At 37.9% G+C, this 22,017-nt stretch carries 15 protein-coding genes and 1 pseudogene; 8 read left to right on the top strand and 8 right to left on the bottom strand.

What is annotated here, in order from left to right; translation table 11 throughout:
• The first annotated feature begins 66 nt into the window (after nucleotides 1–66).
• Both PX700_RS02200 and ccoG read left to right on the top strand, forming a co-directional pair.
• Nucleotides 67–1,482, top strand: a complete 1,416-nt coding sequence (locus PX700_RS02200; protein WP_479519725.1) for a sigma-54 interaction domain-containing protein — start codon at nucleotides 67–69, stop codon at nucleotides 1,480–1,482.
• A gap of 158 nt (nucleotides 1,483–1,640) precedes the next feature.
• Nucleotides 1,641–3,023, top strand: coding sequence for a cytochrome c oxidase accessory protein CcoG (ccoG, locus tag PX700_RS02195; RefSeq protein ID WP_479519724.1), 1,383 nt, complete (start codon nucleotides 1,641–1,643; stop codon nucleotides 3,021–3,023).
• 87 nt (nucleotides 3,024–3,110) lie between these two features.
• On the opposite strand, the gene PX700_RS02190 is transcribed toward ccoG, so the two are convergent.
• Nucleotides 3,111–4,031 (bottom strand): M14 family metallopeptidase, encoded by a 921-nt coding sequence (locus tag PX700_RS02190; protein ID WP_479519723.1) that lies wholly within the window; start codon nucleotides 4,029–4,031, stop codon nucleotides 3,111–3,113.
• 114 nt (nucleotides 4,032–4,145) lie between these two features.
• Entirely contained in the window at nucleotides 4,146–4,883 is a 738-nt protein-coding gene (locus tag PX700_RS02185; RefSeq protein WP_479519722.1) for a hypothetical protein, read from the bottom strand.
• A gap of 284 nt (nucleotides 4,884–5,167) precedes the next feature.
• Between PX700_RS02185 and PX700_RS02180 the strand changes: the two genes are divergently transcribed.
• Nucleotides 5,168–8,017 (top strand): UvrD-helicase domain-containing protein, encoded by a 2,850-nt coding sequence (locus PX700_RS02180; protein WP_479519721.1) that lies wholly within the window; start codon nucleotides 5,168–5,170, stop codon nucleotides 8,015–8,017.
• A 126-nt stretch (nucleotides 8,018–8,143) separates the two neighbouring features.
• Nucleotides 8,144–10,408, top strand: coding sequence for a bifunctional diguanylate cyclase/phosphodiesterase (locus PX700_RS02175; protein WP_479519720.1), 2,265 nt, complete (start codon nucleotides 8,144–8,146; stop codon nucleotides 10,406–10,408).
• Nucleotides 10,409–10,493: 85 nt separating this feature from the next.
• Here PX700_RS02175 and PX700_RS02170 read toward each other — a convergent pair whose 3' ends face one another.
• The 3 genes from PX700_RS02170 to PX700_RS02160 form a co-directional block, all read right to left on the bottom strand.
• Nucleotides 10,494–10,892, bottom strand: a complete 399-nt coding sequence (locus PX700_RS02170) for a hypothetical protein (RefSeq protein ID WP_479519719.1) — start codon at nucleotides 10,890–10,892, stop codon at nucleotides 10,494–10,496.
• A gap of 1 nt (nucleotide 10,893) precedes the next feature.
• Nucleotides 10,894–11,808 (bottom strand): zinc dependent phospholipase C family protein, encoded by a 915-nt coding sequence (locus PX700_RS02165; RefSeq protein ID WP_479519718.1) that lies wholly within the window; start codon nucleotides 11,806–11,808, stop codon nucleotides 10,894–10,896.
• A gap of 97 nt (nucleotides 11,809–11,905) precedes the next feature.
• Complete coding sequence (locus PX700_RS02160) at nucleotides 11,906–12,493, bottom strand: hypothetical protein (protein WP_479519717.1); 588 nt, start codon at nucleotides 12,491–12,493, stop codon at nucleotides 11,906–11,908.
• A 262-nt stretch (nucleotides 12,494–12,755) separates the two neighbouring features.
• Between PX700_RS02160 and PX700_RS02155 the strand changes: the two genes are divergently transcribed.
• Both PX700_RS02155 and PX700_RS02150 read left to right on the top strand, forming a co-directional pair.
• Nucleotides 12,756–14,393 (top strand): cyanophycinase, encoded by a 1,638-nt coding sequence (locus PX700_RS02155; protein WP_479519716.1) that lies wholly within the window; start codon nucleotides 12,756–12,758, stop codon nucleotides 14,391–14,393.
• 110 nt (nucleotides 14,394–14,503) lie between these two features.
• The gene (locus tag PX700_RS02150; protein ID WP_479519715.1) at nucleotides 14,504–14,752 is read left to right on the top strand and encodes a hypothetical protein; all 249 of its coding nucleotides are present in this window, start codon (nucleotides 14,504–14,506) and stop codon (nucleotides 14,750–14,752) included.
• Between the two features lie 714 nt (nucleotides 14,753–15,466).
• Here PX700_RS02150 and PX700_RS02145 read toward each other — a convergent pair.
• Together PX700_RS02145 and PX700_RS02140 are read right to left on the bottom strand one after the other, a co-directional pair.
• Nucleotides 15,467–17,377, bottom strand: a complete 1,911-nt coding sequence (locus tag PX700_RS02145; protein ID WP_197178438.1) for an aminotransferase class I/II-fold pyridoxal phosphate-dependent enzyme — start codon at nucleotides 17,375–17,377, stop codon at nucleotides 15,467–15,469.
• Between the two features lie 985 nt (nucleotides 17,378–18,362).
• Nucleotides 18,363–18,599: pseudogene (locus PX700_RS02140) on the bottom strand (endonuclease III); the annotation flags it as partial.
• Nucleotides 18,600–18,854: 255 nt separating this feature from the next.
• On the opposite strand from PX700_RS02140, the gene PX700_RS02135 reads away from it, so the two are divergent.
• Both PX700_RS02135 and PX700_RS02130 read left to right on the top strand, forming a co-directional pair.
• Nucleotides 18,855–19,988 (top strand): helix-turn-helix domain-containing protein, encoded by a 1,134-nt coding sequence (locus PX700_RS02135; protein ID WP_479519714.1) that lies wholly within the window; start codon nucleotides 18,855–18,857, stop codon nucleotides 19,986–19,988.
• Nucleotides 19,989–20,138: 150 nt separating this feature from the next.
• Nucleotides 20,139–21,221, top strand: coding sequence for a serine hydrolase domain-containing protein (locus PX700_RS02130; protein WP_479519713.1), 1,083 nt, complete (start codon nucleotides 20,139–20,141; stop codon nucleotides 21,219–21,221).
• Nucleotides 21,222–21,347: 126 nt separating this feature from the next.
• Here PX700_RS02130 and nth read toward each other — a convergent pair whose 3' ends face one another.
• The gene (gene nth, locus PX700_RS02125; protein WP_007379030.1) at nucleotides 21,348–21,980 is read right to left on the bottom strand and encodes an endonuclease III; all 633 of its coding nucleotides are present in this window, start codon (nucleotides 21,978–21,980) and stop codon (nucleotides 21,348–21,350) included.
• Nucleotides 21,981–22,017: the final 37 nt, after the last annotated feature.

The raw sequence follows: 22,017 nt of genomic DNA, 5'->3' as shown, positions 1-22,017 counted from the left end.
TAAGTAATGAGTGCGCTTAGTTTAAAAAATTGTCATAATGCTCGCGATATTTCGCGAGGTGCATTTATGATAAAACAATTTTTAAACGATCCTAAATTATTGCTCAATGCAGTAGGTGAGGGCATATATGGTTTTGATCTGTCGGGTAATGCTGTGTTTGTTAATCCTGCCGCTGAGCGCATGACAGGTTGGCGAGCAGAGGATTTATTAGGTAAAAAAATACATCAATATCATCACCATACTCATGCAGATGGTACGCCTTATCCTGCGGATGAATGCCAAATATATTGCACCATGTTTGACGGAAAACGTCGTGAAGTTAAAAATGAAGTTTTTTGGCGCAAAGACGGTAGCTCATTCGCAGTAGAATATACTTCTACACCGGTTTATCGAAATGACGAGTTAATTGGTGCTGTAGCTGTATTTCGCGATATATCACTGCAACAGCAAACACAAAATGCACTGCAAAGCGCACTTGAGCAGGTAAAAAATTTAAGTGAGCAGCTAAAAGATGAAAACAACTACTTAATTGCAGAGCTTAACGAAGACTGGCAAGACTCAGGGCTAGTTGGACAAAGCCATATCTTTCAAACCATGTTAGATCAAATAAAGCTGGTAAGTGAAACCGACAGTACCGTGCTTATACTTGGCGAAAATGGCACAGGTAAAGAGCTAGTAGCCCGCAACTTGTATCGGTTAAGTAAACGCAGCGAGCAAGCTTTTATTAAAGTAAATTGCGCAGCATTTACACCGAGTTTACTAGAGTCAGAATTATTTGGTCACGAAAAAGGTGCGTTTACAGGTGCAAATGAGCGTCGTAAAGGGCGTTTTGAACTTGCCGATAAAGGCACCTTGTTTTTAGATGAGATAGCAGAGCTGCCGCTTGAGGCGCAAAGTAAATTACTCAGAGTACTGCAAGAGCAAGAGTTTGAACGTGTGGGTGGCAGTAATACGCTAAAAGTAAATATTAGAGTCATTGCTGCGACTAATCGCGATTTATGGGAAATGGTACAAAAAGGCACGTTTAGAATTGATTTGTACTATCGGCTTAATGTATTTCCTATAAAAGTGCCCGCTTTAAAAGAGCGAAAAGAAGATATTCCTTATTTATGCGCTAATTTAATTACACAATTAAATAAACGACTGGGCAAACATTTAAAAGGGCTAAGTAAAAAAGCAATTACACAACTGCAAGCCTATGATTGGCCAGGCAATATTAGAGAGCTGCAAAATGTACTTGAACGCGAAGCTATTTTATCTAATCAGACTGTTTTACAGCTAAGCCAGCCTTTACAAGCGCGTGGTGAAGTCGTTATTAACCCTTCGCTTACGCTCGATGAAGCACAAAAGCAGCATATAACCTCTGTTCTCGCGTTATCGCACTGGCAAATATCGGGAGATAAAGGAGCTGCCGTTAAATTAGGTTTACCTGAGAGTACACTGCGCTCAAAAATGCGAAAGCTGGGTATTAATAAAGATTAATGCGAATTCGTGATATATCGCGTAATTCGTTTTATATCGCGATTTAAATTTTGTGTTCACTTTGATAAACATATAAATATCAATAATATAGATTAAGTTTCAGCTTGGTCTGAAAGTTGCAATAGTTTGCTTAACACCGTCATAATAAAGCAAGTACTATGAAGTTTGATATTAAAGAAGAAGACATGATTATTAAGCCCTACAACAACGAAGGGCCAATTTATATCCGCGAGCAAAAAGGATTTTTTCAACGCATACGCCGTAATTTAGGTTGGCTGTTAATGCTAACTTTTGTTGCAATACCGTGGATCCAATATAACGGACAACAAGCTGTGCTGCTTGATGTGGCAACGCAAACCTTTACTATTTTTGGTTTAACACTCCTTCCTCAAGACTTTATGATTTTAGCGCTGCTGTTTATGGTGGGCGCCTTTGCGTTGTTTTTTGTAACTAACTGGTTGGGTCGGGTTTGGTGTGGTTATACGTGTCCGCAAACAATATGGATGCTGATGTTTTCGTGGGTGGAGCAGCGCATAGAAGGCACGCGAAATCAGCGAATAAAGCTAGATAAATCACAGTGGACGCTAAGTACTTGGCGTAAAAAAATAACTAAGCACAGCGCATGGATTGTTATTTCTATTTTAACTGCGACCTCATTTATGGCGTATTTTATTCCGGCTAAAAGTTTGTATATGGAGATGATCACGTTTGAATGGTCAGGTATTACGAGCTTTTGGGTGTTTTTATTCGCTTTTTGTACTTACGGAAATGCAGGGTTTTTACGCGAAAAAATGTGCACTATTGCATGCCCATATTCTCGTTTTCAGGCTGTTATGTTTGATAAAGATACCCTGCTTGTTACCTATGACAGTAATCGAGGTGAAAGCCGTGGACCACGCAAGCGAAAAGCGGATCCAAAAGAGCTTAACCTAGGTGACTGCGTAGACTGTAACTTGTGTGTAGAGGTATGCCCTGCGGGAATAGACATTCGAAATGGATTGCAATATGAATGTATAAATTGTGGCTTATGTATTGATGCCTGCGACGATACCATGGAGAAATTTGGTTACGAAAAAGGCCTAATTAAATACGCCAGTGAAAAACAAATGGAAGGTAAAAAAACCAATCCATTTAGATTAAAGCTAGTAGGGTACGGCGCACTAACGGCTTTGTTAATAATCTCGATGTTTACGTGGATGCTGCAACGTACTCCAATAGAAGCCTCAGTACTACGCGACAGAAATGCGCTCTACAGAGTGAACTATGAAGGCCTTGTAGAAAACCCTTACACACTTACTATTATTAATAAAACCCAACAAGCACTGCATTACAGCATCGCTATAGAGGGTTTACCTGGTGCAATACTCTCAAGCCCACGCTCTACACTTGTTCAACCGGGTGTTATGAAAAGCGTACCAGTGACCGTAACAGCCGATGGTTACGATATTGAGCGTAAAGTGAGTAAGCTACAGTTTATTGTAACGGCGCAAGAAGACGCCAGCATTACTATAACCAAAGACAGCCAATTTTATAAAAACTAAGATTGATAAAGCTTCATAAAAATACAAAAATGCCCAAGTAGATATTCTCCTTGGGCATTTTTTATGTGCGGTTTTTATATGCAGTTTCTATTGCGTATTTGCACCTATATATTTTAGCGCGCTTGTTATAACGGCGACTTGTGCCAAAATACATTCTTCATCTGTGGCTGTTGGGCTATCTGGGTACACTTCCGTGGTTGTTACATAGGGTGCATCAGTAAAGCCCATACATAAACCTAACTCTCGAGCTGCATAGTTAATCACGCCAAATTGCTCTTGAGGTACACCTATAAGCTGGTTATTTTGATCGCTCGGTGCAATATGGGTTACCTTTGCAACGCTTTCTATAATCACTTTTTGAAACTCTGGCTCAGGCTTTTTGGTATCTGCAACTAAATAAAACCCGTCAGGTATGTTCCAGTTGGTGTTAGTAGTGCCTTCACGCGCAGCAAGTGCGGGCCTAAATTCACTGTTATCACTGTCAGTTGTTTCGTGTAAATCAATATGAGCGATTAAGTCAGTACCTAATGATTTTACAAACGCCATAATAGCAGCTGACTCTTGAGCTGGGCTGCCCTCGTAAAATGAGCGATTAGGATCAATAGCGTCTGGGTTCCAGCGGTTTATTGTCTCGTAACCCCAAGGACTAATGCAGGGCGCAACAATAATATTAAACTGCTCTGAGTGTTGCAGAGCCGATGTTTTAGCAAACCTAAGTGCACCATGTACGCCACTGGTTTCGTAGCCATGTACACCACCGGTGATTAAAACAGTTGGTTTATTAGCATTAAAGTTAGGCGTTTTTAATATATATAATGGGTAAGTACCTGCGGCGTAATTAAGCTCGCCGTATTGCTCTATATCTAAGGTGTTTTTAAGATCATTAATTAGCGTTACGACTTCGTTTTGGTAACTGCGTTTAATGTTTTGGCGTGCTAACCACTGGGCTTTATCGTTGTTATTCCATTTTTTGCCAGGTGTGCCAATTGGGTATGTGCTATTAGTCATAATAAACCTTTATATCAATTATTATTAGCCCTCATAAAAATTAGGAGGGCAATTACAATTGGTAGAATTATTTAATAAAGGCATAGCTTAACGCTGAGTAAATTAGCGTGCAAATTAAAACGTTAAAGTCATATTTTTTATAGCGCGCGATTGCTGGGATTTAATATAGCTTTGGTTTGCGTATTCACCCGAAATACTACCGAATCGATCGCGTTTTACACTAATTGTTAAATCACACGTTTTACTTTGATCTACTTGCGAGCTGCTAAACATATCTAAGCTTTGTAAATTTATTTCAAGGCGAGATGAATTTAGCGCAAAAAATGTTGACTGCAAAAGCGTTTCATTATTATTGGTAGTGCAACTACTGCTAAGTTCTACTTGGCTTGTACTGTTAGGATCAGTGCCATCTAATTGAACTGTAAGAGTACTATTAATACCAAAATTTTGATCGTTACTCGGGGTTAAAATAATAAAATTTAAAGGCAGTTCTGCGCTTGAATTAGCATTTATACCATCGTCTCGTGTAAATAATATATCAAATTGTTGGTTATCGTCAGTGGCATTTATATAAGCTTGGTAATCAACGTCTAAAAAATCGGTATCTTTTGTAAGTACAATGGCAGTGTTATTAACAACAACTTGTAATGAGTCGCTATCGCTTAAAACAATGTTAGAGCCATTCGCATCGCCTGCATTTAGTTCTGCGTTAACACGCGTGCGGTTACCGTCAGAAACCAGTTCAAAGCCAGCCCATATACCTTTTGTTTTTACTAAATCAGACTCTGTTTCTGATGTGCAAGCGCATAATGCGAAAATTAAAGCCGTTGCGGTAATGCATTTTTTAAGCATGTTAGCTCCTTTAAGCCACTTAACTAGGCAGTAAGTAATTGTTTAATTAAGAATAGTTTTTACAATTATATGCAGTGGCCAGTTTGTATTTGTGTATTGTTACACAACAAGGTGCCTGTAAATGTTTAAATTTGTTAATGGTTGTAAATAAAACATTAAATCACCAAGGCTTGAAAACCAATCCACTATTTAAATTGCTTACTAAATAAACACTAACTTAGCGCTAAATGTATTATAAAAGAGTGTGTTACAATCAATTAAAGTATATTTTCATATAGAGTATTATGGCGCAGTATATTGCTACTCCAAGTTGGCTAGGCCTTTTTTTTACCCGTATTAAACACGTAAGTATTGAACAAGAGCACCTTGTTGTGCATTTTAGACGTGCTCCCGCACGAACATTTTTAATTAAAGACTTTTATAATTACTCAATACTTAAAAACCGTTTATTTAGTGCCAAAATTAATTTGTGCGACAGCAGTAATACATCAATTAGCTTTTTAAACAAAGCACAGGCTAATACTTTAAATACTGCCATTAATACACAGTTTTCGGCCATGCTTGAGCAAAAGGTAAATAACGCCAAAACTTTGCTAAAGCGTTATGCTCTAGATGAATTTTTACGTGATAGTTCCCTAAATACACTTAATAACGATGTGTTTTCACTTGCTAAACAGTACGCTCAAAGTACAAGTACATGGCAACAACACTTATCGCCAAGTAGTCTTAAATTTTTAAATATACTGAGCACCACACCCAATTCCCTTGATGCTATTGCACAGTTGCGCCATAAATATGAAAAAAAACAACTGATACTTAAAAATGATTTTTTTAATCAAGTAGAGTCAAATCCATTAACAACAGAGCAGCGTTTAGCGGTAATACGCGATAACGACAAAAACTTAGTATTAGCGGCAGCAGGCACAGGTAAAACATCTGTGATGGTCGCAAAGTCGCTAGATTTAATAGCGTGTGATATTGCAAAACCCGAGCAAATTTTGGTGCTGGCCTATAATAAAACAGCAGCTAATGAGCTTAAAGAGCGCTTTATTAAACGCGCCACACATGCAAAATTACATACCAAAGCACCCACTATTTTAACGTTTCATGCGCTTGGGCTTAAACTATTACAAAGCGCTAAAAAGCCAATCGAATTGTCAAAATTTGCAACAGACCCTGTTCAATTAAATAGTTGGTTAACGGCATGGGTAAGTAAAAAAATACAAACCGAGCCACAGTTTTTAAAAGTATTTGTAGATTTACTCCATGAGCCAATTGATATATTTAGCTTTAAAGATAATGCACAGTACGAGCGATACATACGCGATAACGAATACCGCAGCCTTGCGGGTCATAAAGTAAAAAGTTATCAGGAGGTGTTAATTTCAAACTGGCTGCATTTAAACAACGTGCCGCATAGCTATGAGGTGAATTATCACTTTGACCAAGGCACCGAGCTAAATGGGCAATATAAGCCTGATTTTTATATACCTCACTATGATATTTACTTAGAGCACTTTGGCATTGATAGGCAAGGTAATACACGTGCCGATATAGATAAAAAACATTATAACGAGCAAATTGCATTTAAGCGTAAACTGCATAAACAAAATGGCACCACATTACTCGAGACTTTTCATTACAATTGGGTAGAAGGGAAGCTAGAGCAAACCCTCGCAAAGCAATTGAAGCAGCATAATGTTGAATTAACACCTTTAAGTAACGATGAAATATTTCATACATTAAATAACTCAGGGCAGTTACAGCAAGGGATTGATAAGTACATAAAATGCTTACAAGCTATTCGAGTAGAGCAACTAAGTAATAAGCAAATAGCACAGCGCATTAAGCAAAGTGGTATTAAAAATTACCAGCAATATGCAAACTTGTTAGTGCAAATTCATGACGCTTATATAAATGAGCTAAGCGCACAAAATGCCATTGATTTTGACGACATGATTATTCAAGCAACAAAGGCGGTGGTAAGCGGAGATTTTAATATTGTGTGGAGTCACATTTTAGTTGATGAGTTTCAAGATATATCAAGCGCGCGTATGGCTTTTTTAAATGCCATATTAAAACATGGTAACGGAATACGCTTTACAGCAGTAGGTGACGACTGGCAGGCAATTTACCGGTTTTCGGGTGGTAACTTAGCGCTTACTACGCGCTTTAATGAGCTGGTGGGTAGCCACTCGCTTACAATGCTGCAAAAAACATTTAGATATAACAATAGTATTAGCGATGTAGCAGGTCGCTTTGTAATGCAAAACCCTGAGCAATATAAAAAGCAGATCAGCACACATACAAAAGTAACTACACCCCAAGTTATTTTGTTAGACGACTTATACCAAGGCACTAAATCGATAGAAATAAAAGTACAACAAGCGATAAGCACTATTCAAAAAAATGATGGGTCAGCCAGCATCGCCATACTTAGTCGATACCGATACATGTTAAATAGCGTGCAACAGCATTTAAAAGATAAAAAGCATACAAACCCTCTCCATTTTTGGACATTGCATAGTGCCAAAGGACTTGAAGCCGATTACTGTATTATTATTGGTTTTGAACAAGGTAAATTAGGGTTTCCGAGTGACAATCAAAATAACTTGCTGGTGGAGTCGTTATTACCAAAGCAAGATGAATTCACTCACTCAGAAGAAAGGCGTTTGCTTTATGTAGGTATTACACGCGCTAAACATAAAGCGTATTTAATTGCCGATCCTTATGCATGCTCCGCGTTTATAAAAGAATTAATAAACGCTGATTACCCCATTCAAATTGGTTCCGCATTATTTAATAAGCCGCAACTAAAGCAAAGAGAATGTAGTACGTGCAGCGACGGATTAATAGTGCCCCAAACGGGCCAATATGGTGATTATTATAGTTGTACTAACACGCAAATTTGCGAAACTAAATTGCGAGTGTGTAAAAGCTGTAGTAGCCCATCGATTGATAAACACACATACTCACAATGCGTGAATACAGAATGTAAAACGCAGCATCCAATTTGTGAAAAGTGTGGGCGCGAAATGCGTAAACGTAAATCTAAGCACGGTGAATTTTTAGGGTGCAGTGGTTTTGCTATTAAAGAAGACAACTGTAAAAACACACGAAAAATAAGTGCTTAACGGCTAATAAGCAGGTTTACATCTGTCTATTTTATAGAACAATGTAAATAAAAATTACATTCATTTTATTGATTTTAACAAGCTATCAATGTCTAATAGAATAATGAGCTTTAACTGTTGTTTATTATGTATTTTTTCAATAGATTCTTTTTATTAAACGACCACTATTCAGCCCCTGGTCAGGTTGCTAATTGGCGAATAAGTGCACTGCGCATTATTCTATCATTAGTAATGGTGTTATGTTTATCTGTGGCGTGTCACACGTACACAAGCGCTATTGAATTTAACTTAATTCATATTGTTGTATTAACAAGCAGCTTTCTTGCTACTTCATGCGGTTTACTTATAGCAAGTAAGCGTTTTTATCACTTTAGCGCTCATGCACTTTTAATCGCTATTGTGGCCGCTAGCGTGTCAATGAACTTATTTTTAACAGACTTAGAGCTTGCAAAAGTAGGCTCTATGTATATGTATTCTTGTCCGATAATTGCACTTATGCTGCTTGGTTATAGAACAGCCTTAGCTTATGGCATATTAAATATTGTGCCGTTTTATATGATCATAAATAGCGTTGATGTATCGGGTTTGACTGGCATAGCGCAACAACTTCCCGACGCGGACTTATACATTACAGGGCTTATATTTTTATTTTTTAACATTTGTATTCCCCTTGCTGTAGCACGCACAATTGTGGCTGCTAAGCGTTTAAACAAAACAATGATAAGCGCTAATACACACCTTAAAGACAAAAATGAGCTTTATCGAAGCTTGTTCACCGAATCAAATAAAGCCAAAATTATTGTTGACGAAAACCTTGTCATTACTGATTTTAATCAACATGCTATTGATATGTTTGGTATAAAAAAAGAATTAAAAGAAGAATGCGTTAACCTCTCTCGTTTATTCCCCTCTTTAGTTTTTGACGATCCAAATGCGCAAAATAAAATTGTGAAGTACAAAAAAAGCTATTTTAAAGCCAGTTATCAGCAAATAACAATGAGCGCAAACTACCGTGTATACGACTTTTACGATTGCACGCAAGAACAGCTCATTAAGCAAAGCTTGTCTATGATGGAGCTAGAAAACAAACGATTACGCTTTAGAGACTCGCGAACAAGGCTACCTAATAGAGAATGGTTTGAACTGCAATGCGATAGGCTAACAAGTAAGTACCAAAAAGGTTTTTATATTGTTGTTGCGCAAAGTGCAAATAGTGAATACTTAAATTTAAAGCTCACTAAAGCCGACTCTCAAGCATTACTGATTAACGCATACAAGCGTTTAAAAGCGATGCCAGATGAGCCGCTGTTGTGTGCTCATATAGGAGTAGGAAAGCTTGCTTTTATAATTGGCGCAAACTCGCAAAACGAGCTTGAAGATAAGCTATTAATGCAAATAAAAAATACATTAGATAAAACATATAATGTATTTGGCACTAAGTGTCAGCAATCATTTTTATTTGGTTTTGCAAAGTATCCTGATCATGGAAAAAACAGCACAATAGTACTTAGCAATGCGTGCGAAGCACTTAAAATCGCAAACTGTAATACTCCACTAAGTGGGTATAACGAAAAACAGTCACAAGCTTTTATCGAAAAATACGAGATTTCAATGTTGTTAGACGAAGCGCTTCAACAAGGCGATTTGTCGGTGCATTATCAGCCTAAGGTAAATGCTACGGGTGAATGCATAGGGCTTGAAGCTTTAGCGCGTTGGAATAGTCCAATACTGGGTAATGTGTCGCCAGTGGTGTTTATTCCTATTGCTGAAGAATACAGGATGGTTAGTCGGTTAACCGATCTGATTATTCAAAAGGTGTGTGCTCAAATTGCTGACTGGACTAAAGCGGGTTTACCGAGTGTGCCGGTGGCAATAAATATATCTCTAATTGATTTTAGCCAAACCGATTTTATGTCAAAACTAGTTAAATACCTTGCCGACTTTAACGTTAAGCCGCCTCAAATAGAGTTAGAACTGACTGAAACTTCCCTTGAGGCTAACCAAGCCCATTCGTTAAAGCTTATGCAAACACTGCAATCGTGGGGTTTTACTATTTCGGTCGATGATTTTGGGGTGGGATATTCTAATATTGCACGCCTTGCCGACTACCCAATTAACAAACTCAAGTTAGATCGCTCATTAATAAGCCAAGTAACGAGCTCAAAGCGTCAAAAAAGTTTAGTTAAGGCAGTACATGCTATGTGTAAAGAGCTTGATATTAAGTGTGTAGCCGAAGGTGTAGAAACCCAAGAGCAAGTAGCAATAATGGCGCAAATGGGGTGTAGGGAATTTCAGGGCTATTACTTTGCTAAACCAATGCCAGCCGAACAATTTGCAGAACATGTTAGCCGCCATGGCTTAGTGTTTAACCCTGAAGAAGTGACAGTTTAACTTTAAATGTATTTAGTGGCCACTTTATAGAACATGCTCACCTAAGAGCTATGCATGTTCTATAAAGCTAGCTTGGTTTTATTACCTAATTACATAGTTGTTGGGCGTTTATAGTTATTTTGCACTGTTGCACAGCTCCCGATTTCCAATGCTGTATGTCTGATTGCGCAGTACAGCCTGCATCTTCAATTAAAGCAGTGTCAGCATCACATAAAAGTAATACGGCGTTATCATCTTGTACATCCACAATAAACGTGTACTCGTTAAAGGGCGTAAGTTTGCTTAAATCGTTATTAACGGCAGCTTTTAATAACTCATCAGTGGATGAATAGGTTGTTTCACTAAACTTTAAAGTGCCGTCTACAGCGGTAGCAATATCTTTTAATTGCGAGGCTAAATCGGTCATTATTTCTGGATTGTTATTTTTTGAAGTGTAACAACCGCTAAGTAATACAATTAAGCTTATGCAGAGTAAGTGTTTCATGTTATTTGCTCCATACCGTCATTGTGTTGTGCTCATCGTAGCCTGTATCTAGGTTCCAGTTTTTAATTTCACTGTAATCTGTATCTAAAAGTACGGCATTGGCAATAATGGTTATATAGCGCTGAATGTTGCTAACAGCAAAGTCAAAAATATCGTTGTAATGCATAGGCTCGTGCGGTGTTTTTAGTTGTTCAATAAAAGTGGAGTCTACTTCGTTTGGGCGAGGATAAAACAAACCTAAATCAGCAGCAACATGGCGTGCACAGGCAAATAATCGATAGCTTTCTTCAACATTATTTACCACAAACTGAAAACCGTTATGCCATGAATTAAAGTTAGGCGCGTGTTGTGCGGCGTAGTGTGGGTGAACTGTTAATAAAGCATGTTGCCAAATTTGTGCAATATCGGTATCAAAATTATCGTTCTCATTAGTACAAGACCCAATATTTTGTTGTACGCGATCAGCGTAGCCTAACTCACCTAAATTTAAACGTTGCCAAATAAATGCATCTTGGTTCATTTCGCAGGTACGGTGCGCAGTTTGGTTTTGCTCATATGGGCCAACTTTTAATTCAACAACTGGATGCACCGTTATATCTGCAGCAACATGGGCCATATAACCGCATAACCAAGCAAAGCACTTTTCAAATGCTTCATCTTCAAGTGTTTTACAGTATTCAATCATGGCTTTAAGTAAATCACCCGTGCGCTCGTAATGCATTAGATCGGCCCATGCATTTTGGCTAGGCTGCGCTACAGCTAAATAAGGGTAATCGGGGGCTACACAACCTAGTTCAAGGTATGCTTGGCGCTTGCTTAAAATAAGTTTTGCCTTTTTAGGCATATCCATTTTAACGAGTGACTTGGTTTGCGTTGCAATATTAACCGCAGTAATGTGCGCAAAAGCACCTGGCATTGTCATATCCCTATGATTTATAAATAGGGGTACAGACTAACATTGAGACAGCGTTAAATAAAGTTAACTAAATGCAAGTATAGAGTGGTTAAGGCTATTAAATTAATTGTTCAACTAATTGGCCGTTTTCATATAATTTAGCATATTGACGTTTGTGTTCTTCAAATAGGTAAGCTCTTAGTTGCTCTTGCCCGCTATGAATTTGTGTTATTTTAGCGGCTATACCTTGCGTGCTTTGCCTTACGGGTTCTACATCCATTGATATGCTTTCTTTGTTGGGTAAGGTAAAGCTCATGTGCTGTAATTTGTTTAAGCTTTTTCCATTTTTTAATGGTTTTAAAAATATGCCTGTACTGGAAATTGATTCAATATTAAAACCTTGGCTTTTAATATTTAGTTTACTCCAACGCCAACTGCGCTGAGTGCCTTTTGTATCAATTACCTCTGGTGCGCTCAAAATGGGGTTAATTACACCTAACGCATCAATTTTTAATTGCAGGGGAAACCAAAGTTGGTAATTATCAACTTCAGCAAGCAAAGTTAAATTAGCGTGGGTAAAAAGGTGAGCAATACTCGCGGGTACAGAGCTTTTCATTGTAAGCATGTGATTACGGGGAGAGCGCTGCTTTGTATTTGGTTTGAATAACTCAGCTAAAAAATTTACCTCTTCATTAGAAAAGTCCATATTTCACCCTCGTTACATAAAACAATGCACCACCGTAATTTAAACAATGGGTTTGATCAATAAATGCTCGGTTTAAATTTGTTTAGTCAATATTTACGAGGGTAGGGGCTAAGCTAAACAACGTATTTAAATGATGTGTTTAACGTTATTATTTTTTCAGTGGTTAGCATTATTTAACATTTATAAAAATATATTTAGGCTCAAGTGGCTAGCTGTTAAACTGCAACACATTAGTTTTATAATTTATATTAGAGTTTACATTATGGTATGTGCATTTTTACGTAATCAACAGCCTAAATTACGAGTTATGTTAGTGGCGTTTCTGGGTGCTGGTTTTTCAATAAATGCAGTGGCTCAAGAGCAAAGCCAAACTTTAATTTTAGTGGGCTCAGAGCTTGCAACTTGTACTAGCGCAAAGCTTAATAACTGCGAAAAAGAGACTGTTGTTGAAGGTAGATCACATAATCTATATAGGGTTAATAACTCTCAAATAAAAAACATCACGCAGCACTGGCCTAATAATAACATTGAGGCAAAAGCGGCTGTATTAAAAACACTTAAAGCCATGCAAAGTAAATCGTCAAATAGCGTATCAAAAACTGATTTACTCTGGCAGTGGCGCGATATAAACAACCAACAACTGCAAAGCCTTACCCAACAAGAATACAACTTTGTATTTGATATGCTAGAAGTACCGCTACTTAATAAAAATGGTGAGCGCTCTAAAGAGCAAGTAAATACCGATTTTAATAACGAGAGCGCAACTAATAATATTTTACAATTTGTATCGGGCAGTTTAAAAGTTAATAACGCAAATCCCACCATGCTGGCTATTACAGCATCGAGCCGAGACCCTTATGAGTCGGCGGATTTAGCGCAGAACCTTTTAGCACAATCAAATATAAGCACTCAATGGTTAGCACTTACCCCAGCGCTTGCTAAAGCGATTACGAGTAACTCGTGCGATGAATTACCCGCACTTAGAAATACATTAATGAATGTGTATAACCGTGAAGCAATTTACCCCGATCGTACAAAAGCCGAATACGCTTTATGCAAAAGTGGCACTGACGCACTTGTATCACTTATTAAAAACAGTACCGGTGTGATGTTTAATAGCGGTAATGCAGCCTTAACTCACAAGGTATTGTTTGATCAAAACAACAATCCATATCCGTGGACACAAGCATTGCAAACTCGCCCAGTAATTGTAGGTGAAGGAGCGGGTGCAGCAATCCAAAGTAAAGTGACGAGCATGTTTACGAATACAACAAGCCTTGAGGCTCTTCGTAAAAGTGAAACTAACGCTAATGCTGGTGGACTTGGTAGCTTTAACTTTGGTGTTATAGATACTCAATTTAGCGAACAAAACCACACGTTTAGACTCGCAGCTGCGCTAAATAATAGCGAAGCGAGTAATACTAAAACACAAATGCATCATGGCTTTGGTATTGATGAAAATACAGCTTTGGTTGTTATTAAATCGCCAGAAGGTAGTTTAATGACCGTAATAGGTAAAAGCGGTGTAGTGCACTTAACTAAGCAAGGCAAGCCTCAAAAAGAGGGTAATAACTATCGTTATTCTTACTGGCCTGCTAGTAGCGTAATTGATATTACCAACAATACGTTTACTCTGAGTGAGCGCACTATAAGCCAAGCGTTACCCGAGATAAAAATACCGCCATTACCAGTACAGCGTTTTGCCTCAATTTTAACAAACTCTAAACTACGCTCACTTACTCAAGCTATGTGCTTAAGCCAAGAGCAAAGTACGGTAGCCCAACAAGACGAGTTTATAATTAGCCTTACAGCAACCAGTGACACGCAGTATCATCGCGTAAATGCAAAAGAGTTTGGTTGTGCGCTAAGCAATTTAGGCTTAGCTATAAAGTCGATTTAGTGACTAATCTAAACAGAGGGTTTAAGTTTTAAGCTGTACTCTATAAAATAGCGTTCATAACGATTTAAAAGCTTTGCCAAGTGCAACGCGCGACTAAAAAGAGTTTTAAAATGAATAATGAAAATGACGTAATTAACACTTTAGCTGAACTAGAAAGTTTTTTAATAGATGTCGAAAGCGGTGGTTTTGGGCTTAAAGGTGTTGCGGGTGTTGGTATGGCCACTAATAACAAAGATGGTAGTCGTTTTGTTGCTGTGTTTGACGATCATCAAAAGCTACTTTTAGCACGCATGATTACAGAAGACGTATTCCAAACAGGACAAGACATGGTACGTAATGGTGTAGGACGCAAGCACTAAGTTTATTTATTAAGTTAGAAAGCGTTAATCGACGCTTTTATTTATTGGTTATTTTAAATTTAAAGTAATAACTCGCCGCAGAATTTTTTAAAAGATATTTGAACCAATAATAGATAGAGGTGCGAAATACTGTTTATTCTTACGTGGATGTTTCAATAGGCTATCCAAGCACTTGACCGAATACCATATTTGGTACGAATCAGAAGGTGATATCTGCATTGAAATATATCGCTTAGCAGATTGTCGGCCAATAGAGCTTACAGGAGCGCAGTACCACTACAGGCAATGCTCTTGTGATTAGTTAGATAATATTAAAGGGTCGAACCTTTCTGTAACGCATAGCAATAACTAAAAGGACGCCACATAAAATACCGGTGCTAATTACACCATCTAAACCAAACGAAACTATAAGCGGTCGCAAAAGAAATAGATAAATCAAAAACGTTGGTATTCTTGCTCTATTATCGTGATTTATATTTAACCTATATGACGAGCAATAATTTTATTGAGAAAATTAGAACATTTATGTTTATAGGACTAAATATCAACTTTTACGGATGACTGGTTATTGCTGTGAATTCAATTGCTCAAAGCGGTCAAAAAATCTAGTCTGTTTCATCTTTAAACGTTACATAAACCTTCAATGTTACAGCGGCAATGTCTTGTGACACTGCCGCCAGTAATCATTATTGAGATAATATTAAACCAATACCTTTATTTTTTAACCTTACCCTTAAGAACATAAATTTCACCATCGAAACTGCCTTGAATCGTTAGCCCTTGGCTTGCCAGCTCTTGCAAATATTCGATATGATCTTCAGTAATATGCTGGCCCGGTACTAAAAGCGGAATACCCGGTGGATATGGAGTAACTAAACCGGCGCAAATGCGGTTGTTACTTTTGCTAATAGGCACAGATTCGCGATCGCCATAAAATGCATCACTTGGAATACACGCTAAGTCGATAGCGGGTAAATTTTCAGGTAAGCGAGCTCTACGCGTCGATTTCGACAGCTTTACCTTACCGCTGTCTAGTTTTTTCAGCGCATTGTACAAACGAATGATCTTCGAGCGCGTGCCACCAAGCGTGAGTAAAACCAAGATGGTGCTGTGCGTGTATTTTTCTATCTCAAGGCCAATTTCATCCAGTAAGTATTTATGAATATCTTTTAATGAATAAGGTAATTCACTAATATCAATAAGGATTTTTAGCGGATCGTGACCCATGTTATCGCCACTAAAGTGCGGGAATATTTTCATAAAATCTTCCTTACCGAGCACTTTAATTTGCTTGAGTGATGCCATTTGTTGTTTAAACTCTTCAACATGATTTAGCAGCGCATTGAGTAATTTATAACCTTCCATCTCTAATTGCTTTTGGCATACGTCGAGAGACGCAATAAGCTGATATTTAGGCGATGTGCTCGCGTAGATACTGTAAATATCGCGGAAGAAATCTGCATCAAAATCGGGGTCGTTAATATGAATATAAGACGCCTGAGAAAATGCCGATACCACTTTATGGGCAGAATGGGTAATGTAGTCAGCCCCAGCATGTATGGCTGAATAATGACGAAAGCTAGGATGAAACAAAGAATATGCAAACCAGGCTTCATCTATAAACACTTTAATACCATGTTGATGAGCGTAATCTACCACTTGTTTCAGATCGCTAAGTAGGCCATCGTAAGTACAACCAGTAAGCACCAATAATTTAGCATCTGTATTGTTTTCAATTGCCAACTTAATATCGGCCAACGACGGTGGCGCGAAAATACCGTATTTTGGATTTAGTATACTCGCCAAATAAATGGGGTAACTAGCTGATTGTAAAATGCCATAGTGCACAGATTTATGGCAATTACGGTCTACAATGACTTTATCTCCCTTACGAAGTAGTGTCTGCAAGATGATTTTGTTTGAGGTAGACGAACCGTTTGTAACAAAGTAGGTATGCTTAACTTCAAACGTTGCCGCTGCTGACTCTTGAGCACGGCCAATGGTATTAGTGCTGTCTGACAATGAGCCTAGTGAATCTACCGAAACTGACAGATCGCCAACAAACACATTGCGACCGTAAAACTGATAAAAATCGTTTATATAAGGAGAGTTTCTAAAGCTAGAACCGCCGCTATGACCAGGTGTATGCCAAGAGTCGTTCGCTTCGCCAACATAACGACGATACGCCGTCCAAAATGGCGTTTCAGAGCGATCATCGAAGTCGTTGATCATATAACCTAAAATGGCTTCTGGGTCAGAAATCACCTCATCTTTAAAAAAGAAGGATTCGATTTCTTCCGATTCGTTGATGATTTCCAGTCCTTTAGTGTCGTCGCCTATAACATAAACTGGTAACTCGAGACGAATTGCCTTTAAATCTTCGATAAAGCGACTATAAATTTGTTCACCCACTTTATTGTGTACATCCCAACTGAGAACCACGGCTTGAATATCGCCATCTTCCTTTACACATTCCAGTGCCTGCTTCAGATCGAGACGTTCAATAATATCGATATCAATATCAACTCGCTCAAAATTAGGAATCGTTTTTGAAAGGTTAGCGCAAAGCTCTTGCAGGATGATTGGGTCTTGCTCAATTATCAAGATACGAAGTAAAGGTAGCATAGGGATTTCGCAATAAAATTTTATAATGCTCAATAGCATAACTAAAGGCGTGAGACTTGTGAAATTATTACTTTGAAAAGTTTACCTGTTAGTTTTATATGCCCAGTGAGTTGGGTAAAAGATGATAATAGAGAAATATTTTGGTGTTATGTTTGTAGGCGGGGCTTTATGCCGCGTTTTTGGGTTTTGTGCTTCATTGCGCGAGGTAAACTCGCGACTACAGGGTTGGCTTATATTTGTAGGCGGGGCTTTATGCCGCGCTTTTGGTTTTTGAGGTTTATGCTTCATTGCGCGAGGTAAACTCGCGACTACAGGGTTAGCTTATATTTGTAGGCGGGGCTTTATGCCGCGTTTTTGGTTTTTGAGGTTTATGCTTCATTGCGCGAGGTAAACTCGCGACTACGGGTTTGGCGTTATGTTTGTAGGCGGGGCTTTATGAAGCGTTTTTGGGTTTTGTGACTTTGTGGTTTATGCTTCATTGCGCGAGGTAAACTCGCGACTACAGGGTTGGCTTATATTTGTAGGCGGGGCTTTATGCCGCGCTTTTGGGTTTTGAGGTTTATGCTTCATTGCGCGAGGTAAACTCGCGACTACAGGGTTGGCGTTATGTTTGTAGGCGGGGCTTTATGCCGCGCTTTTGTGGCTTTTGTGGTTTGTGCTTTATTGCGCGAGGTAAACTCGCGACTACGGGTTTGGTGTTATGTTTGTAGGCGCGGCTTTATGCGGCGCTTTTGGGGTTTTGAGGTTTGTGCTTTATTGCGCGAGGTAAACTCGCGACTACAGGGTTGGCGTTATGTTTGTAGGCGGGGCTTTATGCCGCGCTTTTGTGGCTTTTGTGGTTTGTGCTTTATTGCGCGAGGTAAACTCGCGACTATAGGGTTGGCGTTATGTTTGTAGGCGGGGCTTTATGCCGCGCTTTTGGGCTTTTGAGGCTTGTGCTTCATTGAGCGAGGTAAACTCGCGACTACTTACCGCGCTTTTGGGGTTATTCAGTCTTATCTTTAAACTCACACAAGTCTTCAATAATACAACTACCACACTTAGGTTTACGCACTACACAGGTATAACGCCCGTGTAGTATTAACCAGTGGTGTACGTCTACTTTAAATTCTTTAGGGACAACCTTTTCAAGCTTTTGTTCTACAGCGACTACATCTTTACTCATGGCAAGCTTAGTACGGTTAGAAACACGAAATATATGTGTATCCACGGCTATTACAGGCTAGCCAAAGTATAAGTAAACTAGATGATGTGTTATTTCAGAGCGAAATTTTGCAAATGTCAGGTTTTAGTATTAACTCTATAAGACAAATTTGTTTGTTTACTAAAGTAGCATTTTGGTTAACATAATTGGTTGAGCGCTTTACTCTGCCTATCAGTATTCTCTATTTATAGCTCTGATATTACTTAGTTTGAAATATAGCCGCGTTGTGATTATGATGTACGACTGACGAACTAACTAAAATAACTAACTAAAATGACCGAGAGTATTGCATTACTAGTTTTTTTCACTCATTTATTAGTTGCGTTTTTTCTGCTCAATATTCATTCCGGCAATCAATTAAGTAATAGAATTTTAGCTGTATTTCTATCCGCTACTGCATTTGATATTAGTAATTTTATTTTTACTAGTTTTTATGGTGCTCATTTAAATCTAGATATGTTTCGTGCTAACTTTTCGGTTTTTACAGCGCCTATACTTTATTTTTACGTAAAATCAATTGTTTACAGTGATTTAAAACTCAAAGCTAAAGACCTTCTGCATGCTATACCGTTTATTATTGTATGTTTAATCTTTATCCCGCGTTTTCATCTTGAAGGTGACATTGCAAAAATGGCCTTTTATAACAACCATGAACCCTTGTTTGAAGTGTTGTTTGTTCATGTCGTGATCTACTTGCAAATGTTCATTTATCTAGCATTGATTTTTAAGAAGTTAAACCGTTATAAATTGACTGTTTTAAATAACTATTCAGATATTGAAATACTCAATAAGCAATGGCTAAGCAATTTTATGATGGTTTTTTTAATTGATTTCACTATTGTTTTAGCGCGTAATATTATTAAATTTACCGAGCTACAAGGGCTATTGAACTTATTAACTACTTTAATGATGGTAATCACACTATTTTTTGTTTGTTGGATATTATGGCAAGCACTTCATAACCCTTCCATATTTCAAGGTATTAGCTCAAAGGTTAAATCACTTGAACCAAAAAAACGTCCACAGAACCCAAGTGATGTTGTAATTGTTGATGTTAATGAAGCACAAAGAGTGTTATCTACAATTAAGTGCCATATGTCGCTAAATAAACCTTACCTGAACCCAACGCTAAATATTGACACATTGGCAGAACAATTAAATATACCAGCCTTAAAAATTTCAACCGTACTAAATCACCACCTTGGGCAACACTTTTTCGATTTCATAAATAGTTATCGTGTCAAGGACGCGGCTGATATCCTTTCTTTAAAAAGCAATAAACAAAAAGCGATTTTAGAGATATTGTTAGAAGTTGGTTTTAATTCAAAATCGTCTTTTAACACTGCTTTTAAAAAGAATTTAGCAGTGACTCCATCCCAATATAGAAAAGAACGATTAAACGATTAAATTTACCTCTTCTAGTGCAAACCCTTTAAATATAAGACGTTCGACTTTTATAGTCGGTCGAAATCAATCTCGAACCTTACTAATATCCCTATTATCAAATCAAAACTGCTTTGATAAAAACATTAATATGAATCAAATAATAGGTGTTTTATGTATAAAAAAATTACGTTAGCTTTCATTTCATTTCTTACTTTTTCTTGGCAAGTGCAAGCTAAAGATAGCGATGTAATCTCCAGTAAATACATTTCGAACATTGTAACAATGCACGCTAATCAACTCTTAAAGGACTCTCGTTTTGTTTCTACATCTATAGGGGTCGTTACGGAAGCGGATTCAGTTATATTACATTTTGGTGAACTCACAAGGTATAAAAAAAACACCCCGACAGATAATACAATTTATGAAATAGGGTCTGTAAGTAAAACTATGACGGGATTGATTACCGCTTATGCGGTGAAAGATGGCAAGCTATCTTTGGACGATAACATCAATAAGTATATTAATAATAAACTCGATAAATTAAGTACTGAAAAAAATCCTGTGACCGTTCGACAGCTTTTGACTCACAGTTCAGGATTACCAAGGGGATATGGAGATTTAGGTTTAAAGGCTGAAACATTATCCAAAACATCGTTTTTAAAGGCGTTAAATAATGTAAACCCTTCAGAAAATAAAGGTAAATACCATTACTCAAGTGCGGGAATAGAGCTTTTATCATATATCTTAGAAACTGTTTACCAAATGCCATTCGATAATTTATTACAACAAGTATTGTCATCAGAAGTTAATATGAAAAATACGAAAGTGGACTTGGTACAAGAACAGCTTAAGGACTTTGCATATGGTTATAATGAGAAAGGAGAGGTAGCAAAAGCCCACCTTACTCCTGAAGTACTATGGGGTGGCAGTGGTTATATAAAAACTACTATGTCAGAGCTTGTAAAATATATGCAGTTGCAACTAAAAGAAGAAAATAAAGCCATTAAAGAATCACATAAAAAATTATTTCATGTTAGTGGTAAAGATTATATAGCTTATTCTTGGATTGCTTCAGAGGACGAAAGCTTAGGAAATTATTATATACACCATGGTGGGTTAGAAGGTACACAGAGTTGGATAATTGTTTTTTCGGACCTTAATATCGCTGTTTCTATTGTGACCAACACTAGCTTTCCTGAAGCCGCAGGGCTACTGAGAGAAACGGGAATGACTATTATAAAAAATTTGAAATAGTATAAGTTATTTAATCAACTAGCATTTATAAATGGTTAAAGCCCAACTTTTAGTACTAAATAGTCCACCTTACTGTGCAGTTTGAAGTTTTGATTTTATGTCAAAACTTCACGCACAGCAGAAGAACTATTCAGTCTTATCTTTAAACTCACACAAGTCTTCAATAATACAGCTGCCGCACTTTGGCTTACGTGCTACGCAGGTATAACGTCCGTGAAGAATCAACCAATGATGCACGTCTACTTTAAATTCAGCAGGTACTACTTTTTCAAGTTTTTGTTCAACCGCTACAACATCTTTACCCATGGCAAGCTTAGTACGGTTAGAAACACGAAATATATGTGTATCCACGGCTATTACAGGCCAGCCAAAGGCGGTATTTAGTACAACATTAGCTGTTTTTCTGCCAACGCCTGGTAGAGCTTCTAACGCTTCACGATTTTCTGGCACGATGCTGTTGTGCTCATCCACCAATATTTGGCACATTTTGTACACGTTGGCAGCTTTAGAATTAAATAAGCCAATGGTTTTTATATAATCACGCAGTGTATCGTGACCTATATCTAAAATGGCTTGGGGGGTGTTAGCAACAGGGAACAATTTACGAGTGGCTTTATTTACGCCTACATCGGTTGCTTGCGCTGAGAGCGTAACAGCAACCAGTAACTCAAACGGGCTTGAATATTCAAGCTCGGTTACTGGGTGTGGATTATCGTCGCGCAGGCGCGAGAGTATTTGGTGACGTTTTTCTTTATTCATGCAACTTAAAACGCATTAACTATTTACTAAGTTAATG

This window comes from Pseudoalteromonas sp. TP27, assembly GCF_056470645.1.
This window is presented reverse-complemented; position numbering and strand designations above follow the sequence as displayed.